The following is a 19,149-nucleotide window of genomic DNA, read 5'->3' on the forward strand; positions in this document are numbered from 1 at the left end:
CCCGAGCGCATTTAGAAATTTACTCTCCGCTGTTTTTTATCCTTTCCGCCAGAGAAGATGTGGAAATGCCGTCGATAAGGGGAATAATTTTGACCTCGCCTCCACGGTTCTCGATAAACTCTTTGCCGACTACTTCTTCGGGCGAGTAATCGCCGCCTTTTACGATTACGTCGGGCTTGAGCTCTTTTATGATCTCAAGCGGGGTATCCTCTTCGAATACGGCCAGAAAATCCACGCAGTCAATAGCGGTAAGCAGATTCGCCCTGTCGGTCTCGGATATGTAAGGACGGCCTTCGCCTTTGAGCCTTTTTACGGAATCATCACTGTTAATAGCTACGACAAGCGAGTCCCCGAGCTTCCGCGCCTCTCTCAATAGCTTGAGATGACCTGTGTGAAAGAGATCGAAGCAGCCGTTCGTGAATATAACTTTTTTCCCTTTCGCTCTAAGGCCGGAGAGAACTCCGGAAAGCTCTTTGCGCTTGTATATTTTCGACCTTTCCTTCTCGGCTTCCTTCAGGAAATGCGCCGTAAGATCGCTCACAGAGATGCTTGCCGCCCCTATGCGGCTTACGACTATTCCGGCCGCTGCGTTTGCTATGCCGGCGGACTCTTCGAGCAGGTACGATGAGATGAAGGAGAGGGTGAAAACGCTTACGACCGTATCGCCGGCCCCGGTGACGTCGAATACCTCGACAGCCTGCGAGGGGATTGTTCCGGCGTCGCCCTTTTTGGAGAAATAACTTATGCCTTCTTTCCCTCTCGTTACCAGCACGAAATCCGCCTCGGTAATCCGTATGAGCGTATTAGCTGCCTCCTTGAGCGACTCCTCGTCAACAATTTTAACACCGGAGGCGGCCCCGGCTTCTTTCTCGTTGGGAGTGATTGCGCTTGCGCCTGAGTATTTGGTGAAATTATCTCCTTTGGGATCGACAGTTATAAAAATACCGGCTTCCTTCGCGAGCTTCATCGTTTTGGAAGCGACATTCTCGGTCACCACCCCTTTTGCGTAATCTGAAATTATTATCGCTTTGGGTTTAAAATTGTTCACGGAGCTTTTTATTGCGTCTATAAGCGTTTTTTCCACACTCATAGATACCGATGTGTTCGTTTCCTTGTCGATACGCGCGATTTGCTGGTTTCCGGCGATAAGTCTTGTTTTGCTCGTAGTGGGTTTTGTTTTATCCCGAACGATTCCGCCGGTTCTGATCCCGTTATGCGCCAGCGCCTCAATGAGCTCTTTGCCCTCTCTATCTTTACCCACAGTGCCGACGAGCTCGACTGAAGCGCCCAGGGTCCTCAAATTGAGGGCCACATTCCCTGCGCCTCCCGGGGTCTCGATCTCCTCCCTGACTTTTAAAACCGGGACCGGCCCTTCGGGAGATATCCTCTCCACTCCGCCCAGCACGTAACGGTCAAGCATGATATCCCCAACGACCAGGATTTTCTGATTTTTAAAACGATTTAATATTTCGTCAACACGCATTATATTTACCTTTAAATGCGCAGGCTAATTGAACCGGGCGAGACGGCTCTCCTTTGATATTGGCAACGTGGTGTTTTTGCAATGTGCCTCCAAATACAAGCAACCCAGGAGCGTCCCGGTCTCTGTGTGATCACACAACAATTATAATTGAATTAAGATTTTGTGTAAATTAAAGCGGTTTACGGCACCGGATAGTTATATATAATTAATGCGATGATTGATATACACTGCCACCTTCTTCCCAACATCGATGACGGTCCCAAGAGCTGGGACGAGAGTCTGGAAATGGTTAGAATCGCTTCGGGGGACGGTATTACCGGGGCGGTTACAACTCCCCACTGGATACAGGGTACTAACTGGCAGCCGAGCGCCGATACTGTGAGGATACTGGTTGAGGAGATGAATGCCCGGATTGGGGAGCTCGGCATGGATTTCAGGGTGTATCCGGGAATGGAGATAGGAATTATCGCCGATCTTGCGAGAGTTGTGTCTTCTGGGGAGGTGCTGCCGCTCGCGGAGGGAGACTTCGTTCTGATAGAGATTCCCTTTTATTCCCTTCCGCTCGGAATAGAGGAGGTGATTTTCGGCCTCGAATCGATGGGTAAAAAAACGGTGCTCGCACACCCCGAGAGAAACAGGGAATTCCAGGCGACGCCAAAGAGGATAATCGAGCTTGTTAATTTAGGCCCTATGGTGCAGGTGACCGCCGGGAGTCTGTGCGGGAATTTCGGCGATTCTGCCAGGAGGTGCGCCATAGAGTTCGCCAATCTGGGCGCGGTTCATTTCGTGTCCTCAGACGCCCATTCCGTAAAACACAGGAGCCCTGTAGTGTCAAGGGGTCTTGCGGTTCTGGAGAAGGAGATAGGAGCCGAGAAAACTACTGAGATAATTACTAATAGCTACAAGGTCATAAACGGAAACCGGGCGGCAGATAAATAACGTTTGCTCAGTTCTATCCCGATATTGTTATTTCGAATACTGCAGATATTTCAGCCTGAGATTGTATAGTATGTCATCGAGAAGTTTGTCTTCGTCTTCGTCCAGGTTGCCCACTGTCTTCTCTTTTAAAATCTCGAGTATCTCAATAGTGTGTTTGGCGGCGGGGATATTGACGCTTCTCTCCCTTGACTGAGGATCGGGGATCTCTCCCAAATGGATCAGGGATGAGGCGTTTAGCGAAAGGATAAAGGCCGAGAAATCCATAGTGAATGCTCCCGACCCTTTGGGTTTCTGTTCGTCGCTCATTTTTCTTCTCCTCCATGATTTAATAATTCCAATCGTTTACTTACGGTTGCCGGTCGCGGTCACCGGGATGTATTGAAGCGTTAGCTTCCGAACTCAGCCCATATATCTGCTGAATTTCGCCCTCGGGTTGTATGGATGCGATTTAGCCAGGTCTTCGTATCTTTTACGATCGCTTTCGTTTATCTTGTCGGGCATTACAATCTTAACTTCCACGTACTGGTCTCCCCGCGCTTTGGTTTTCAGGTTAGGAACGCCCTTGCCCTTGAGTCTGAGTTTTGTGCCGTTCTGCACGCCTGCCGGTATTGTAATTTCGGCGCGTCCGTCAACCGTGGGGATTTCTATGTTCTTGCCCAAAGCGGCTTCATAGAAAGTAACGGGGACTTCCAGGTGGATATCATCTCCCTTTCTCCTGAATATGGGGTGGGGCTTTACCTTTATTCTGAGATATAGGTCCCCCCCCTTGGCTCCGCTTCCGGCCTCGCCCTTTCCCTGAACCCTGATACGCGATCCGGTATCGACCCCCGCCGGTATCTTGACCGAAAGTTTTTCCGTATCGATATTATTTCTTCTCTGCCTGCTGATGGATATGTCCCTGACGCCACCCCTGATCGCGGTGTTGAAGTCTATCTCTATCTCGGACTCGAGATCCCTGCCGCGAGAAGTCCTTTCAGCGGCGTAATTGAGTATGTCACGGAACGCGTCTCCCCTGCTTTTGCCGGCTCTCCCTTCGCTCGCAAATCCGAAAATATCCTTGAAAATATCTTCAAACCCCGGGAAGTCATTGGCGCTATAGCTGTACTCGAATCCTCCCTGCTCCGCGCCCGCGCGTCTCCATGTGGTTCTTCCGCCGGGCCTGAACTCCGCGCTCCCGAACATGTCGTAGGTCTTCCTTTTCTCTTCGTTGGACAGAACCTCGTGCGCTTCCTGCACCTCTTTGAATTTTTCCTCGGCCTCCTTGTTGTCCGGATTGAGGTCAGGATGGTATTTACGAGCAAGGCTGCGGTAAGCCTTTTTTATCTCATCTTTTGTGGCGTTCTTGGAGATGCCGAGGATCTTGTAATAGTCTTTTGTGGTAGTCGCCATTTATTCTTGTAAAAGGGCTATTCCGCCCTGATCTTTACTGACGTGTTCAGGACAGAATAGCCAGAATATTATTTTACGTCAATTGTTATCTGCCTTGGTTTAGCCTCTTCTTTCTTGGGAATGCTGAGCTCAAGCGTCCCGTTCTTAAAGGTAGCTTTAATTTTCTCCGAGTCAATATTGTTCGGGAGCGAGAAGCTGCGGATGAATTTCCCGTAAGACCTCTCTATTCTGATGTAACTCTCCTTCGGGGCTTTCTCCTCGAACTTCTTTTCACCCTTTATTGTGAGAGTGCTGTCTTTGAGGTCGATCTCTATATCTTCCTTCTTTACGCCCGGCAGATCAGCAGTGACCATGAAACCGTCATCGGTTTCGTGAATATCGACGGCGGGGGCCCAAGCCCCTCTCATAAGTTCCTCATCCCCTTCGGACGATGCTCTCATAGTATCGTCAAAGAGCCTGTTGATACGCTCCTGAAGGGAACCGAAATCTCTCGAAGGATCGAAAGTTCTTAAATTTCTCATTTTAACTCCCTCCTTGATGTATTGGTTTATGTTTTTAAAATAATCATCGGATGGATTGAGTCAAGACATGGCTTGAGGGGTTTTAAGCCGTGTAAGAGCCCCAGGTTACTGGGGATTTTCTATTGATTCGAGCACGATGTCGGCAAGGTCCAGAAACGCCTTTCCGGCTTTGCTCTCAGGGTGGGATTCGACTATCGGAACGCCCGAGTCCCCGCCTTTTCTTATCCGGGGGTCGATGGGTATCTCTCCCAGGAACGGGACTTCGAATTTCTCGGCCATTCTCCTCCCGCCTCCTCTGCCGAATATGTCGATGGGCTCTCCCCCTTCGGGGGATTCGAGGTAACTCATATTCTCAACGATGCCGAGTATCGGGACGTTTAGCTTTCTGAACATCTGTATGCCCCTTTTTACGTCTATAAGCGCTACTTCCTGGGGCGTAGTAACAATAAGGCCCCCGCTCAGGGGCGCCGTCTGAACGAGCGAAAGCTGGGCGTCTCCGGTGCCGGGGGGGAGGTCTATAACAAGATAGTCTGTTTCCTTCCACTCCACGTCCTCGATAAACTGTTTTATAGCTCCGTGCACCATGGGGCCGCGCCAGATTACGGTTTCGTCCTCGTTGACGAGAAACCCTATGGACATGAGCTCGAGTCCGTATTTCTTGAGGGGAATGATTTTATTTTCCTCGGTTGCGTGAGGGCGGTCTTTTATGCCCAGCATAGTGGGAGTGCTCGGTCCCCATATGTCCGCGTCCATCAGGCCGACCTTATCTCGCTTCCTGGCCATCGCGACTGCCAGATTAACGGCCACGGTTGATTTTCCCACCCCTCCTTTGCCGCTCGCAACGGCTATGTAGTACTTGATATCGGGAAGCTTCGGAGAAGGGGCGGCCTTGGCCTGTCCCTGTCCCGCAGCGGCTTTCGGCTGTCTCGCGGATATACGCACGTCCACGTTATCGACGCCCGGGGTCTCCAGTATGCTGTTCCTTACCGAATCGCTTATTTCGGATTCAAGTTTTTTGTCGGGTTTGGGAAGAATCAGCGAAACCTGAACGTTGTTACCTTCAATTTTTATGTCTTTTACTATGCCGAATGATACTATATCTCTTGTGAATCCGGGGTACTTTACATTCTTGAGCACGTTCCGGATACCGTCAGGGTTAAGCTCCATGTTGTATCAGGTCTCCTTATCTAGGTGATGCCCAGCTTCTCTTTGGCTTCATCGGAAATCATATCCGGGTTCCATGGCGGATCCCAGACTACTTCCACGAGGACGTTGTTCGCGCCTATGTCCCTTACCGCCGTTTCCGCCTGGTTCGCGATCATCGCTCCCATCCCGCATCCCGGCGTGGTAAGCGACATTTTGATGTTGACGTTATTACCCGAAGAAATTTTCACATCATAAATAAGCCCGAGGTCAACAATGCTGACCGGTATCTCCGGATCGTAAACCGTCTTAAGCGCCTCGTAGATGTTCTCTTCAGTGAGCTGAACATTCTTGTGTTCTTTATCGGATTTGTCGAATTTCTTGAATGAAACGTTTTTATCGCCTGTACCTTCAGGCGCATCCTTTTTTATAGTGATTATCTTTTTCATACCCATAATTTATCGCTCCCTGTTTTTATTAAGCACCCGTACATACGAATTGGCACTGGTTAATTATTTATTATACCGAATGAGGAGAGCCGACGGTAATCGCCGGAGATTTTCCCCGGTCTCTCTCTTGCGTGAACCGGCCATCAATTTAACACCCGTGCCTATGAGATGTCAAACCCTTCGGCATTCGGGCCGTCTTTTCGTCTGTTACTTACATTCAGCACAATTAAACGTCAGCCCGCCTTTTTTAGCTAGATATTGAACGCTATAGACTGATAAAAAATATTAATTGATAATAAGTCCTATTTAGAATAATGTTGCATTTACAAGGGTCTTACCTGGTGGTATCATATTTATATATGAATGAGAGCGCCTTAAAGCTGGAAAAATTCCTTTCGAAGTCAAGAGAAAAGGGACTCAAGCTTACTCCCCAGAGGATGGTTATATTCAATATCCTCGCGGAGTCGAACCGCCATATGACCGTGGACGAGATATATACGAAGGCCAAGGTTCAGTACCCCATGCTCTCGCCCGCTACCGTTTACAGGAATATGGAGCAGATGGTTGACGCGGGCTTGCTTACGCATCTGGACCTGGGCGGGGCTTCGGTGAAGTACGACACTAACCTCGACGAACACCATCACTTCGTCTGTAATGAGTGCGGCAAGGTCGTTGATCTCTATCTGAAAGACTTCAACTATGACATCGACAACGACAAATCCCCCCTCGGTAATATGAGAGTCGATTCAACACAGTTGTACCTGCACGGCGTATGCGGGGAGTGTGGGTGAGCTGAGTTAGAAGTCAACGTGGGCTCACTCTTTAGAAAATCTGCAAAATAATATATTCTGAGATAGTATGTTATCAGAGAACATACAGGAGCTTAGTATGCCACAAAGTTCAAACAAGGTTACTTTTACAACAGTGATAGATAAGCAAAAACGCCTCGAGCATGAAGTTGGACTTCTCGAGTGGCAGCTCGCCCATATTGAGAAAGGGGTGGAAGCCGCCCGCCGGGGAGATATTGCAACGGAATCCGAAGTCGAAGAGTTTGTTGGTAAATACGGCAGGTTTTCATAAAATCGGTATGGACGTATGTCCGCAATCTGTAAAGGCGGAGCACGGAGTCTTTGAGCCACGCGGATAATTCTCCATACGTGGTCTTTCATTCTTGAAACATCCTATCCCTCAAGTATATTTAGTCCCGTTATTTTTGACTTCTACACTTTCTATCTGAGGAATCAATCTTAAATGGAATCGATGCTGGGCGGCAATCTGTCACTGATTATATTTTCCCCTCTGATAGGGATTCCGCTCGTCGTTCTCCTTTCCTACTTTTACAAAGACTCGGAAGAGCCGATGAAGATCGGCGCGCTTATCGTATCGACTATAGTATTCCTGCTTTCGATCCCTCTATTCACATCATTCGAGTCCGGGTTCGCCGGGATGCAGTTCGTGACGAAAATCCCCTGGATAGAGAGCCTGGGCGTGAGCTATCACGTCGGGGTTGACGGGATAAGCCTGCTTTTAGTGCTGCTTACGACTTTCATGATGCCCATCACTATATTGAGCTCCTGGCGTTCCATACATAAGGGCGTAAGGGAGTTTCTGATACTGATGCTCCTTCTGGAGACAGCGCTTATCGGGACGTTCGTAGCGCTCGATATGATCCTGTTCTTTGTATTCTGGGAAGCCGTGCTGATACCGATGTACTTCATAATCGGCATCTGGGGTACGGAGAGAAGGATATACGCTGCGGTTAAATTTTTCCTCTACACCGCTTTCGGAAGCGCGCTCATGCTTATAGCGATCTTTTACCTATTTTTTCTTCATGTCCAGCAGTTCGGCGCGCCCTCGATGGACGTCCTTGATTTCTATAAGCTGAGTATTCCGTTCTCGGGCATATTTAGCCCGCAGGGGCTGGCGTTCCTTGCGTTTTTCCTCGCGTTCGCGATCAAGGTGCCGATGTTCCCGTTCCATACGTGGCTTCCGGACGCGCACGTGGAGGCCCCTACCGCAGGGAGCGTAATTCTCGCGGGAGTGCTGCTTAAGATGGGGACGTACGGTTTTGTACGTTTTTTAATGCCTTTCTTCCCGCAGGCTACGGAGAAGTATCTGCCAGTGCTGATAGCTATAGCGATTATCGGAATTATTTACGGCGCCTTCGTGGCGTTCGCCCAGAAAGACCTCAAGAAGCTCGTCGCTTACTCGAGCGTGAGCCACCTCGGTATGGTGATGCTGGGAGTATTCGTGCTCAACATACAGGGTGTCCAGGGCGGCATCTATCAGATGGTTAACCACGGTCTGTCCACAGGGGCGCTCTTCCTCATCGTGGGAATGATATACGAGAGGCGGCATACGAAGAAGATCGCCGAGTTCGGCGGTATAGCGAAGGTGATGCCCATTTTCGCGGCGTTTTTCATGCTAGCAACACTCTCCTCTATCGGGCTTCCGCTCCTAAACGGGTTCGTGGGTGAATTCCTCATACTGCTCGGGGCTTTCGAGTTCAACTATATTTACGCGGCTCTCGGGGCGACCGGGATCATACTGGGCGCGGTTTACATGCTATGGGCATATCAAAAAGTCATGTTCGGGCCGCTTGACAAGGCCGCGAACAAGGTGCTCAAGGATATAAACGCGAGAGAGATATTCGTGCTTCTTCCGATTGCCATAATGATGTTCGTTATGGGGATTTACCCGAAGCCATTCCTTTCCAAGATGGAGCCTTCGGTGCAGGCGCTGCTCGAGTCAAAGTTTCCCAGTACCGCAGTCGTGATTAAACTTGAAGACGAGGATTCTCGCGAGGGTCTGTCTTATCCAGAATCTCCTGAATAATATCGTCCTGCCTCACCCCTTCCGCTTCGGCGCGGAAGTTCAGTACTACTCTGTGTTTGAGCACGGCGGGGGCTATTGCCTTTACGTCCTCGGTGGAGGGCGTGAATCTTCCCTGAAGGACCGCACGGGCCTTGCTTCCGAGAATCAGGTACTGAGAGGCCCTGGGCCCGACGCCCCACGAGACTCCCTGCCTGACCGATTCGGGCGTTGCCGGGTCGTCGGGTCTGGTAGCCCTGGCGACCCTTACGGCGTAGGCGGCCACCGTGTCCGAAACGGGCACCCGGTGCACCAGCTGCTGGTATTCGAGTATTTTCTGAGAGTCCAGTATTTTTCTCAGCTCCGGATTATATGTGCCTGTCGTGGTTTTTACTATCTCGACCTCTTCTTCATAGCTCGGGTAGGCAACATCTATCTGAAACATAAACCTGTCCAGCTCGGCCTCCGGAAGGGGATACGTGCCCTCCTGCTCTATGGGGTTCTGGGTCGCGAATACCAGGAAGGGAAAAGCTATGGGGTAGGTCTCACCGCCAACGGTCACTTTCTTCTCCTGCATAGCCTGAAGCAGCGCCGCCTGGGTTTTGGGGGATGCCCTGTTTATCTCGTCCGCAAGGAGAATATTGCAGAATATGGGGCCGTGTATGAATCTGAAAAACCGTTTTTCAGTGTCCGGGTCCTTTTCCAGGACTTCCGAGCCTGTGATGTCGGAAGGCATAAGATCGGGCGTGAACTGGACCCTGTTGAATTTGAGATTCAGGACTTCGGACAGGGTGCTTACAAGAAGAGTCTTCGCAAGCCCGGGGACTCCGACGAAAAGCGAGTGGCCTGAGGACATGAGTGATATGAGGAGGAGCTCGATTACCTTTTCCTGCCCGACTATTACCTTTCCTATTTCCTTTACTATTTCGCTTCTGATTGCGGAAAGCTCTTTTACCGCCTCCACGTCTTCTCTATTTTCGAATTCACTGTTCATGCTGCGGTTCCTCGCTTAAAAGTATATTGAGTGCCTTTCTTGCTCTGAGAGCGTCTTCCGTACGTCCTTCTTTCTCATAAATAGACGCGAGAACACTGTGTATTTCCGGGTCGAAGGGGTTAATGCTGATTGCTTTCATATAAGAATCTTCCGCCTTCTTTATATTTTCCTTTTCCAGGTATATTCTTCCGAGGATCATGTGGATTTGTATCTGGTCGGGATAAAAATTCAGAAGGGGCGTCAATATCCCGAGCGCCTTGTCCGGCTCACCCGAGCCGTGGAGGGCGGACGCGAGCCTTGTGGATATAAGGGGCGAGCCCGGGTCATAACCGAGCGCTTTTTCGTACTCGTACGAGGCCGAGCGGAGTCTTCCCCTCGTCCTGAGCAGGTCTCCGAGCCTGGCGTGATCCCGCGCCTTGCGGTTGTCGATATCTACGAGATCTTCGCTTCCGTCTGAAGATTCCTCGTTGTTGTCTCTTATCCTGACGCCCTTTACTTTAACGCCGGGAATTTTTTCGCTAAGCCCCTTGCCTTCAAGGTCGGCTTTCCAGGACGCGTAATAGTCGGCGAATTCCATTCCGGTTACTTTTTGTAAAGCGACTTTAAAATCATCGCTTTCTTTCATGGACTCAAGCAGATTCACCAGACCCTCGTTGCCCCATCTTTCCACGAGGTAGCTGATATTGGTACCCGCTTGGGCGAACGCCAGTTGCGCCTCCCGCGCGCTGTCGAGCATGGCCAGCGACGGGTGCATCTTCTCTACAGGCACGAGTTCGTCTTTTTTCAGGGCCTCGGCAAGTATAGTTTCATAGAAAGGACTGAGAACGTCTCTTTTCTTCTCTCTCCATCTCTCCTCCTGAAACTTCGCGATTCCCTCATGGAGCCATACGGGCACCGTGTTCTCGCTCTTGAGAAAAACGAGATAGTGGGTGTATTCGTGCGCAAGGGTGTCTGCCCACGGATAACCCCTCGGCAGCAGCCTCGGAGAGAGGACCATTATACGGTTGAATTTGCATATACCTACCACGCCCGTGGTCTCCACGTTCTCAGGAGGGAGTGTGGATGCCAGGGTGAAGCTTTCCAGATCGGGATATATTTCCACAATTACCGGTTCCGCGGGATATGTCTCCAGATCGAGTCCAATCTCGAAGCGGGATTTTTCGAGTACATCCTTTCCGTAATCCGCAATTATGAAATCCTTCGGGTGTGCGTATCTGATTATGAAGTGCTCGGATTTTACCTCCGAGAACCGGGGACTCTTTTCAGAAGCCCTGGCTATAAAATTAACGAAACTTTTTTCCCTGTCTTCATCAGTGGCCGTGCTCAGTACCTTCTGGGCAAATTCACCGGCCTTCGCGTAATCTCCCTTGTAGAATTCCACTATGGACTTGACGTAATATGCCTGGAGCTTTTCCTCTTCAGTCGCCGCATCCGCAAGCGCCTCGTCCGCTTTACCGGAGGCCTCGGCCACCTTCCATTTTTTTATATCGTTCTCAGCGTTCAGAAGTAAAGAGGGGAGGTCGGGTGACCCTTTCTTCACAGCCGCAACCGAAACCGTAATCGGCATCAGAAGAATTATCAGTAATTTGATTAAGAATATTCTCGAAATCATTTTATTATCCTGTCGTAGTATTTCCTGTTAAGTTCGCTGTAGCCCTCGGGGGAGCCGCCCTTCATTGCTTCAAGTATTCTCTCCTTAAACTCCTTCCCTATCTCGGATTCCCGGGCAGCGGGTATCTCCATGTATCTCGTATCAACTCCCCGGGTTCCGCTGCTGCGCTGTTTTTGTCCTATGATCATAGGTACGGGGGAGCCGCTGCCTCTCGCGCTGGCCTGCATTTCCTGCAGAAGCCCCTCGGCCTCCTCTCTGGCCTGACGGAGCGATTTTATCGCTTCGTCCTGATTCGATATCGCTTTCGATAATTCATTTCCGTCCAGACTCTCGGACGCCTTGCCCATATGGCCCTCAGCCTCGCTTATTTTTTCGCCTATCCCGGGGCTGAGCAAAATTTCTCCCGCAAGGCTCTCGGTATCGCCCGACAACTCCCCGGTCTCCTCTCTTATATCTTCCTGCCTCCGGGCAATCTCCTCGGACTGAGGCTCATTTTCTCCCGAGCGTATGAAACGGTCGAGGTCCTCACGAATTTCCCCCGCAAGTTCGGCGGAGTTTGCTATTTCGCGCCGGCTTTTCCTTAAGTTCCCGACTCCGGCATCCCCGAGTTCGACGAGGCCTCTTGAGGTCTCTTCGAGGTTTCTGGCAATCTTCCGGGATTCTTTGATGTCCATTGCGTCAAGCCAGTTCTTCAGCTCATCCGTCTTTTTAATGAGGTTATCGAGCAGGTAGGATCCGTCGGGGGTATCTTCCCGCATGTCCTGTTCGGATACTGTCGATTTGGCTCGCGACAGGTTTTTTTTGATCTCCGCGACCTTAACCTTCTGTTTATCGATGAAGGCGCGGATATTATCGCCCGTCGTGCCGGGGTTCTCAAGAAACGTCTCCTTCAAATTTTCAGTCCGGCCCTTGAGAGAGGCTTCCTCCCGTTCAAGTCCCTCGATTCTGGAAAGGAGTTCGCTCACTTTGGACATATCCTCCGACATCGACGACATGGTGAATGACTGGAGGCCGCTTTCGAGCGAAGCCATCATGTTCCGCATGCTGTCCTGAAGCTCGGACAGCATCCGCATGGCCTGCTCTGTGTTGCCGTTCTCGATCTGGTCCATAATCTCGCTCAGCTTCTGTTGCATGTCCATTGATTTAAAGGCGTCCCTGTTGAGAAATCCCTCCTGTATCTCGCCGCTCATCGCGCTCATCTTCTGAGCGAGCTCGGACATAAGTCTTCTCAGCTCATCGAGCTTTTGCCTAATCTCCGCTTTGAGATTTTCATCTTGAGTCGTATTCAGTTCTTTCATCAGCTCGGACAGTTCCGCGTACCGGTCCAGCATCTCTTTGCCGGAAAGAAGCGAATCTCTTAACTTCTCGCCCTTTATCATCGAGTCCAAAAAGAGAATGTCATCCTCAAACTCGGTTATCTCCCTATGCATCAGCCTGCCGAGCCTCGGCAGATCCACTGTTGCGAAGGAACCGAGCAGTTCCCGTCTTTGCTCTATCAGTTGGTCAATTCTCATGTCCATGTTGGAAAGCCCTACGAAGAAGGCGTATTCGGAATAGTCATCATCCATCATGGTTTGAAGAGCCTTGTTCAAAATGACCGACGCGTTTTCGATCGCTGTAGTGAGCCGGTGCTGAGTGTCAAGTAATTCCTCCAAGTTCAGCGAATCGAGTGACAGCGGCTTTTGAGCGGAACCTTTTCCGCTCTCTCCGTCATGGCTTGAAACCGAGTTTGGGAAGCTGGTCGAAACTTCTATTTCGTCCGCCAGGAGGTCGATAAGCTCTTCCATTAAAAGCTCTGTATAATTCATGAGCTCTCTGTGTTTTTGCCGGGCGTCTGTGAGCTTAACGGTTATAGCGTTGGAAATGCCCGGTTTCGGGCCCGAGACCGTATCGTTATCGTATGCTTCGACGCGGAGCTTCACGGTTTCTCCCTTTCCTGGATCAACGCCTGCCAGGTCGAATGTATAGAGGTCCTTATAACTCCGGGGCGCTTCTTCGGGCTTTCCTATCAATTTGCCTTGCCTGCCTGCTTCGGTTTCCCAGGTGAGCTTCAATTCTGAAAGTCCGAAGTCGTCTTCGGATTCATAAAAAATTTCTACCCTGCCGTCCGTGCCGGCATCAATCTCATTACCTTGACTGCTTGTAATGCTTACCGCGGGTTCTTTGTCGTTAACTACGGTTATCTTGATTTTATCCGTTCTCCGCCCATCGGCTTCGACTATTTCGTAACTCCCGCTCTCAAGTACTGTGAATTCGGCCGATATTTTCCCGTCAATTTTGTTGACGGGATATGACGCGCCGCTTTCCGTAACCAGACTGCCGCTTTTAAACGGTCCCAGGGGCTTTCCTTCAAACCTGACGCGCGTTCCCTTGAGCGCTTTTATGTCCCCTGTGCTCCCTTTGATCGACTCGGGCGTCATCCCCGTATAACCGGGATAGGTCAGTTTTATCTCTATATCGGCTAGCTTGAGTGCCCGGGGGGATGCTGACGGATTGATTTCAGCACTGAATAGGTAGGATAAAAAGTTCGGCGGAGCGAATATGAGGAGAGTCGACGTAATGATTGCAGCACCGATCAGTGGGGGCGCGTATCTCTTTAGACTCCTTACTGGGAAAATAGAGGATATGTCCACTGAGGCGAGTTTCGCGGCAACTTCCGTGATATAGGCCGAAGCAAGGGATTCCGATGTGCCTCTGAGTCTTGTTCTGTCTCCTGCCGAGGCGTTTAACTCCGAAGCGTTTAACGTGGCCTCACCCAGACCTGGCGAGCTGTTGTCAAGCTCGCGCAGAATTTCGTCCGAATCTTTCTTTTTGACAAGGGGTATAAAAATGAATCTGTATGAAGCAAGAGCGAAAATCGATACCGCCAGTAACTTAAGAGCCAGGTAATAATACGAATTGCTACTAATAAATGAAAGGAGGCAAACTGCGCCTAGCGCCGATATTGACGCAAGAGCCGTAAGTGAAGCGCCTCTCAGAAAGAGGAATTCAAATCTCTTTCGCTGAAGACCCTCTATAATCGACTCTAGTCTTTTCCTGGAATCGGCACTTCTCATGCATCTAAAAGGTTACCTCACACATCCCTGCATAGGAAGTTGGTGCCGTTAATTAACTATGCTATCCTAATCGGTCTTGAGGAGTACGGGCCTGAAAATGGGATACAGGAAGCTGCTCACAAAAAAAATGGGATTCTCGGCCTCGCACAGCTACTGGAATGCAGAGTGGAGCGAGGAGAAAAACAGGGAGGTATTCGGCAAGGCTGCCGGACCCCACGGGCACGGCCATAACTATAATCTGGAGCTCACGGTGGAGGGGGAAGTTGACGAGGAGACCGGCATGATAATAAACCTTTATGAACTCAAGACCATTATGAAGGATGTGCTTGCGGATTTCGACCACAAGCACTTAAACGAGGATAATCCGCATTTTAAAGAGCTGATTCCTACCACGGAGAATATAGCCCGCGTCCTTTGGGATATTTTTGAAGACAGAATCAAGAAGAATCCGCAATGCTCGCTCTACCGAATCAGGCTCTACGAGACTCCGGACATGTATGTGGACTACTGGAGGGAGAAGCCGTGAGAGAGTTCGTCTCCCTGACAAAGAGATACCGTTTCTCCGCCGGGCACAGGCTTTACTTAAAAGGGCTTTCCGATGAGGAGAACATGAAGATCTTCGATACCTGTTCCAACCCTAACGGGCATGGACACGACTACTATGTCGAGCTAAAGATAGGGGGTGATATTGACCCCGTCACAGGCATGGTCGTAGCGCCCGGAGAGCTCGATCGCGCCGTAATACCCGTGCTTGATAAACTCGATTACAAGCGGCTCGATATTGAAGTGCCCTACTTCCGGGAGCATCAGCCTACCGGGGAGAACATAGCCCGGTACATATGGGAACGCTTGGAGCCCAGCCTGCGATGCAGGCTCATTCATATCCGTGTGAGTGAAACCGATAGCAGTTACTTTGAATACTTTGAGGAGGGGAGTTATCCGTATGAGTGTAAAAAAAGCCGTAAAGGAAATACTTAAACAGATAGGCGAAGACCCCGACCGGGAGGGTCTTAAAGAGACACCGGACAGAATGGCCAGAATGTTTGAGGAACTCACAGCCGGTTATAAGGCGTCACCTCACGAGATAATTCGGGAAGCTCTCTTCAGTATAAAGTATGATGAGATGGTTGTTGTTAAGGACATAGAGTTTTACAGCCTTTGCGAGCATCATATGCTGCCCTTTTTCGGTCGGTGCAGCGTTGGATATATACCAAACGGCAAGATAGTCGGACTCAGCAAAATCCCCAGGATAGTAGAGGTTTTTTCCAGACGGCTTCAGGTGCAGGAAAGAATGACCGCTCAGATTGCCGATTTCCTCATGGAGGAGCTTGATCCTCTTGGCGTGGCGGTTGTGGCCGAGGCGCAGCATTTGTGCATGGCGATGAGGGGTATTATGAAGGCGGACGCAAGCATGCTGACAAGCTCAATGCGGGGGGCGTTTAAGAAGGATGAAAGGACGAGAAGCGAATTTCTTAGTTTCATAGGAAAATCGGGGTAAATAAGGTTGAAATTAAGATTGAGGGATGGTAATAATTGCCACTTAGTATATAATTAAGTCCAAGATCATTCTATTACGGGATTGATATAGATGCAGCGCATCGTAGTCGTTGGACTAAGTTACAAAACAGCCCCTGTAGAGATTAGAGAACGATTTTCATTCACCGCGGAGGAATTTGAATCCGCTCTTGAGGCTCTCTTCTCCAGGGATCACGTCGAAGAGTGCCTTATACTTTCCACCTGTAACCGTGTCGAAATTTACGCTGTTTCCGAAAATGCCGATATCTGCGTCAGCAATATCAAAAAATTTCTTTCAGAGTTTCATTCTGTGCCCGAAGACTCGTTTTCACCCAGCTTATATTTTCATTTGGGACACATGGCTGTAAGGCATTTCTATAAGGTTGCCTCGGGTATTGATTCGATGGTTGTGGGGGAGCCTCAGATACTCGGACAGATTAAAGAGGCATATAAAATCGCTTCGATGAAGGGTACGGCGGGGCTTATACTGAACAGGCTCTGCCACTCTGCCTTTTTCGTAGCGAAGAAAGTGAGAACCGAAACCGGCATAGGCTCACGGGCAGTTTCAATAAGCTATGTGGCGGTCGAGCTGGCCAAAAGGATATTCGATGACCTCTCGCACAGGACTGTAATGCTTATAGGGTCCGGGGAAATGGGCGAGCTTGCCGCAAGGAATCTCATTAAAGCCGGTATAGGAGAATTGATAATTGCCAGCAGAAGCCTTGACAACGCCTCCTCGCTCTCGGAAAAACTGAATGCGAAGCCTATAAGATACGAGGAGATTCTTTATAGTCTGAAGGATGTCGATATAGTTATAGCGGCAACAGGTTCGCCCGATTTTATTATAAAGGCGCATCATGTGAAGGAAGCGCTCAAACTCAGGAACAACGAGCCTATGTTTATGATAGACATAGCCGTTCCCCGCGATATTGACCCGCGTGTGGAGGAGCTTACCGATATATATCTGTACGACATAGACGATCTTAAGAACGTGCTCGACGAGAACATGAAGAACAGGCGGGAAAGCGCTGAAAAGGCTCAGGAAATAGTTTCAGAGGTGGAAAAGAGCTTTCAAGCCTGGATAAACAGCCTCAAAGTAGTACCTGCAATAGTGGATTTAAAGAAAAGGTTCGAACAAATACAGGAAAGCGAAGTTGAGAGGGCGCTAGCCAAACTCGAGAATTACTCGGACAGGGAAAGGGAAGTTATCGAGCTGATGGCATCGCGCATAATAGGCAAAATACTCCACGGCCCGCTAACCAATCTGAAAAAGGAGGCTTCTACCTCCCGCGGCGCGCTATACGTGGATTCAGTCAAGAAGCTCTTCGAACTCGAGACCGAGATCCTTCTGCTTGTGGAAGAGGAGGAAGATGAAGCGGCCATTCAGGATTGGAACTAGGGGGAGCGCGCTTGCGCTCTGGCAGGCAAATTATATTAAAGATCTTTTATCGGACTCCTTCCCGGCCTTAAACCCTGAAATTTATATTATAAAAACTACCGGTGACAGAAACCTCGAATCCCCTCTCTCGGAGATAGGCGGTAAAGGCGTTTTTGTAAAGGAAATAGAGGAGTCACTTCTTTCGGAAAAGATAGATATAGCAGTACACAGTATGAAGGACCTTCCCGCGATACTGCCGGAAGGGCTTGCTATAGGCGCCGTCGCCGAGAGGCAGGACCCAAGGGACGTACTCATCTCGAAAAGGGGTCTAAAACTCAACGAGCTTCCGGAGGGCTCCGGAGTGGGGACAGGCAGTCTGAGAAGGGCAGCGCAGCTACTCGCTCTACGCCCCGATCTAAGAGTGCTTCCTATAAGAGGGAACGTTGATACCAGACTCAAAAAGCTCAAGGAAGGGGATGAATATGATGCGATTATCCTTGCGGCGGCGGGTGTCGAGCGGATGGGTCTCGCCGGTGACATTACCGAGAAAATCCCGCCGGATGTAATGATTCCCGCACCCGGTCAGGGAATAATTGCTATAGAGTGTAGAGAAAACGACACGAAGAGCGCCGGTATTATCTCAAAAATAAACCATCATGAGACGTCCCTCGCCGCGGTATCGGAGAGGGCTTTTTTGAAGAAGCTGGCCGGTGACTGTAACGTGCCTGCCGGGTGCCACGCCAGAGTGGACCGGGGCTCCGTATCGATGTCGGGAATACTGGCCTCTCCGGACGGGCGCGTGATGGTCAGGGAAAAGCTTTCCGGGGGGATTGATAATACTGCCCTATTGGGAGAAAAGCTGGCGGACCTCATACTTGATAAAGGCGGCAGGGAAATACTGGACTCTCTTTCCTCTCCGTGAACACCCCCGGCAAGGGTAGTCCTGTTTTCGACAATTTCTTTCTATTCTTTCATCTTTAAGCCCTCTCGTGGTACTATTAAATTTGTAAGGAGTATGAAGTGCATTCCGATAACCCTTCCCAGGTGCCGTTTGTTTTCCTCGATGTGGAAACAACCGGCCTCGACCCGTTACAGGGCGATAAAATATGCGAAATAGCGGCATTGAAGACCGTAAACGGCCACGTGGTACACGAATTTTCCACGCTTGTGAACCCCGGCAGGACAATACCGCTGAGCGCCGTATCCGTGCATGGAATAACGGATATGATGGTGGGGCGCGCGCCGCTCTTCAGGGAAATCGCAAATGACCTGTCTGGTTTTATCGCGGATAGCGTAATTGTGGCTCATAACGCCAGATTCGACCTCGAGTTCCTGAACCTGGAATTCGGAAACCTGAGACTCGCGCTTCCTGAAAACAGCGTGGTAGATACTCTCGGCATAGCCAGAAGGTATTACACTTTTCCCAGCAACAGCCTGGGGCAGATCGCCAAGTATATCGGGCTTCCTGCGGAGAGCGAGCACAGGGCGCTCGCGGATGTCAGGACCACGAAGAACATATTCGAGTATTTCCTGATGGACCTCGGCAGGAGGGGGATAAGGCTCAAGAGGCTAAAGGACATCCTGAAATTACAGGGCAAATCGGTTGCGCCTCGGAATAGAAAGGAGCTAATACTGCCTGTAGAAATAGAGGAGGCGCTGAGAGTGAGGGGGAAGCTGCAGATAAAATATCTGTCGGCCTATAAAGAAGAAACCACAACCAGGATAATTGAGCCTCTTGAAATTAGTTTTAGCAGGCAGAGCACGTATATACACGCCTTTTGTCATTTAAGAAAAGAAAGATGTACTTTCAGGCTTGATAGAATCCTGGATATGAAGGCTGTAAGTACATGAGATAATTC

At 50.0% G+C, this 19,149-nt stretch carries 19 protein-coding genes; 10 read left to right on the forward strand and 9 right to left on the reverse strand.

Translation table 11 applies throughout. From position 1 onward, the window contains the following. Nucleotides 1–19 precede the first annotated feature (19 nt). Nucleotides 20–1,483, reverse strand: a complete 1,464-nt coding sequence (gene rfaE1 / locus RIG61_10840; GenBank protein MEQ9619655.1) for a D-glycero-beta-D-manno-heptose-7-phosphate kinase — start codon at nucleotides 1,481–1,483, stop codon at nucleotides 20–22. A 213-nt stretch (nucleotides 1,484–1,696) separates the two neighbouring features. On the opposite strand from rfaE1, the gene RIG61_10845 reads away from it, so the two are divergent. Further along, nucleotides 1,697–2,422, forward strand: a complete 726-nt coding sequence (locus RIG61_10845; GenBank protein ID MEQ9619656.1) for a CpsB/CapC family capsule biosynthesis tyrosine phosphatase — start codon at nucleotides 1,697–1,699, stop codon at nucleotides 2,420–2,422. A gap of 27 nt (nucleotides 2,423–2,449) precedes the next feature. On the opposite strand, the gene RIG61_10850 is transcribed toward RIG61_10845, so the two are convergent. The 5 genes from RIG61_10850 to RIG61_10870 all read right to left on the reverse strand — a co-directional run bounded on the left by RIG61_10850 (nucleotide 2,450) and on the right by RIG61_10870 (nucleotide 5,924). Next, nucleotides 2,450–2,728, reverse strand: a complete 279-nt coding sequence (locus RIG61_10850; protein ID MEQ9619657.1) for a DUF1844 domain-containing protein — start codon at nucleotides 2,726–2,728, stop codon at nucleotides 2,450–2,452. A gap of 93 nt (nucleotides 2,729–2,821) precedes the next feature. After that, the gene (locus RIG61_10855) at nucleotides 2,822–3,811 is read right to left on the reverse strand and encodes a DnaJ C-terminal domain-containing protein (protein MEQ9619658.1); all 990 of its coding nucleotides are present in this window, start codon (nucleotides 3,809–3,811) and stop codon (nucleotides 2,822–2,824) included. Nucleotides 3,812–3,879: 68 nt separating this feature from the next. Further along, a complete protein-coding gene (locus RIG61_10860) occupies nucleotides 3,880–4,332 on the reverse strand; it encodes an Hsp20/alpha crystallin family protein (GenBank protein MEQ9619659.1) in 453 nt (150 codons plus the stop codon). Nucleotides 4,333–4,437: 105 nt separating this feature from the next. Further along, complete coding sequence (locus RIG61_10865; GenBank protein MEQ9619660.1) at nucleotides 4,438–5,499, reverse strand: Mrp/NBP35 family ATP-binding protein; 1,062 nt, start codon at nucleotides 5,497–5,499, stop codon at nucleotides 4,438–4,440. A gap of 20 nt (nucleotides 5,500–5,519) precedes the next feature. Then, complete coding sequence (locus tag RIG61_10870; GenBank protein ID MEQ9619661.1) at nucleotides 5,520–5,924, reverse strand: metal-sulfur cluster assembly factor; 405 nt, start codon at nucleotides 5,922–5,924, stop codon at nucleotides 5,520–5,522. A gap of 359 nt (nucleotides 5,925–6,283) precedes the next feature. Between RIG61_10870 and RIG61_10875 the strand changes: the two genes are divergently transcribed. The 3 genes from RIG61_10875 to RIG61_10885 all read left to right on the forward strand — a co-directional run bounded on the left by RIG61_10875 (nucleotide 6,284) and on the right by RIG61_10885 (nucleotide 8,759). Next, nucleotides 6,284–6,715 (forward strand): Fur family transcriptional regulator, encoded by a 432-nt coding sequence (locus RIG61_10875; GenBank protein ID MEQ9619662.1) that lies wholly within the window; start codon nucleotides 6,284–6,286, stop codon nucleotides 6,713–6,715. 97 nt (nucleotides 6,716–6,812) lie between these two features. After that, nucleotides 6,813–7,004, forward strand: coding sequence for a hypothetical protein (locus tag RIG61_10880; GenBank protein ID MEQ9619663.1), 192 nt, complete (start codon nucleotides 6,813–6,815; stop codon nucleotides 7,002–7,004). A gap of 171 nt (nucleotides 7,005–7,175) precedes the next feature. Beyond that, the gene (locus RIG61_10885) at nucleotides 7,176–8,759 is read left to right on the forward strand and encodes an NADH-quinone oxidoreductase subunit M (GenBank protein ID MEQ9619664.1); all 1,584 of its coding nucleotides are present in this window, start codon (nucleotides 7,176–7,178) and stop codon (nucleotides 8,757–8,759) included. Here the strand turns inward: RIG61_10885 and RIG61_10890 are convergent. The 3 genes from RIG61_10890 to RIG61_10900 are packed head-to-tail and all read right to left on the reverse strand — an operon-like array spanning nucleotide 8,701 to nucleotide 14,397. Continuing rightward, complete coding sequence (locus RIG61_10890) at nucleotides 8,701–9,729, reverse strand: MoxR family ATPase (GenBank protein MEQ9619665.1); 1,029 nt, start codon at nucleotides 9,727–9,729, stop codon at nucleotides 8,701–8,703. The genes RIG61_10885 and RIG61_10890 overlap by 59 nt on opposite strands. After that, a complete protein-coding gene (locus RIG61_10895) occupies nucleotides 9,719–11,341 on the reverse strand; it encodes a tetratricopeptide repeat protein (GenBank protein MEQ9619666.1) in 1,623 nt (540 codons plus the stop codon). Before RIG61_10895 ends, RIG61_10890 begins: the two co-directional genes overlap by 11 nt. Beyond that, nucleotides 11,338–14,397: a DUF4175 family protein gene (locus RIG61_10900; protein ID MEQ9619667.1), complete on the reverse strand. Its 3,060-nt coding sequence runs from the start codon at nucleotides 14,395–14,397 to the stop codon at nucleotides 11,338–11,340. The genes RIG61_10895 and RIG61_10900 overlap by 4 nt, the downstream gene beginning before the upstream one ends. Before the next feature lie 97 nt (nucleotides 14,398–14,494). On the opposite strand from RIG61_10900, the gene RIG61_10905 reads away from it, so the two are divergent. From RIG61_10905 to RIG61_10930, 6 genes are all read left to right on the forward strand, one after another. Further along, entirely contained in the window at nucleotides 14,495–14,923 is a 429-nt protein-coding gene (locus RIG61_10905; protein ID MEQ9619668.1) for a 6-carboxytetrahydropterin synthase, read from the forward strand. Then, nucleotides 14,920–15,375: a 6-carboxytetrahydropterin synthase gene (locus RIG61_10910; protein MEQ9619669.1), complete on the forward strand. Its 456-nt coding sequence runs from the start codon at nucleotides 14,920–14,922 to the stop codon at nucleotides 15,373–15,375. Before RIG61_10905 ends, RIG61_10910 begins: the two co-directional genes overlap by 4 nt. Continuing rightward, entirely contained in the window at nucleotides 15,341–15,895 is a 555-nt protein-coding gene (folE, locus tag RIG61_10915; protein ID MEQ9619670.1) for a GTP cyclohydrolase I FolE, read from the forward strand. The genes RIG61_10910 and folE overlap by 35 nt, the downstream gene beginning before the upstream one ends. Nucleotides 15,896–15,985: 90 nt before the next feature. Beyond that, nucleotides 15,986–17,311, forward strand: coding sequence for a glutamyl-tRNA reductase (gene hemA / locus RIG61_10920; GenBank protein MEQ9619671.1), 1,326 nt, complete (start codon nucleotides 15,986–15,988; stop codon nucleotides 17,309–17,311). After that, a complete protein-coding gene (hemC, locus tag RIG61_10925) occupies nucleotides 17,283–18,212 on the forward strand; it encodes a hydroxymethylbilane synthase (protein ID MEQ9619672.1) in 930 nt (309 codons plus the stop codon). The genes hemA and hemC overlap by 29 nt, the downstream gene beginning before the upstream one ends. A gap of 98 nt (nucleotides 18,213–18,310) precedes the next feature. Beyond that, nucleotides 18,311–19,141: an exonuclease domain-containing protein gene (locus RIG61_10930; protein MEQ9619673.1), complete on the forward strand. Its 831-nt coding sequence runs from the start codon at nucleotides 18,311–18,313 to the stop codon at nucleotides 19,139–19,141. Nucleotides 19,142–19,149: the final 8 nt, after the last annotated feature.

Source organism: Deltaproteobacteria bacterium (assembly GCA_040223695.1).
Taxonomy (GTDB): Bacteria; Desulfobacterota_D; UBA1144; order Nemesobacterales; family UBA2774; genus JAVKFU01.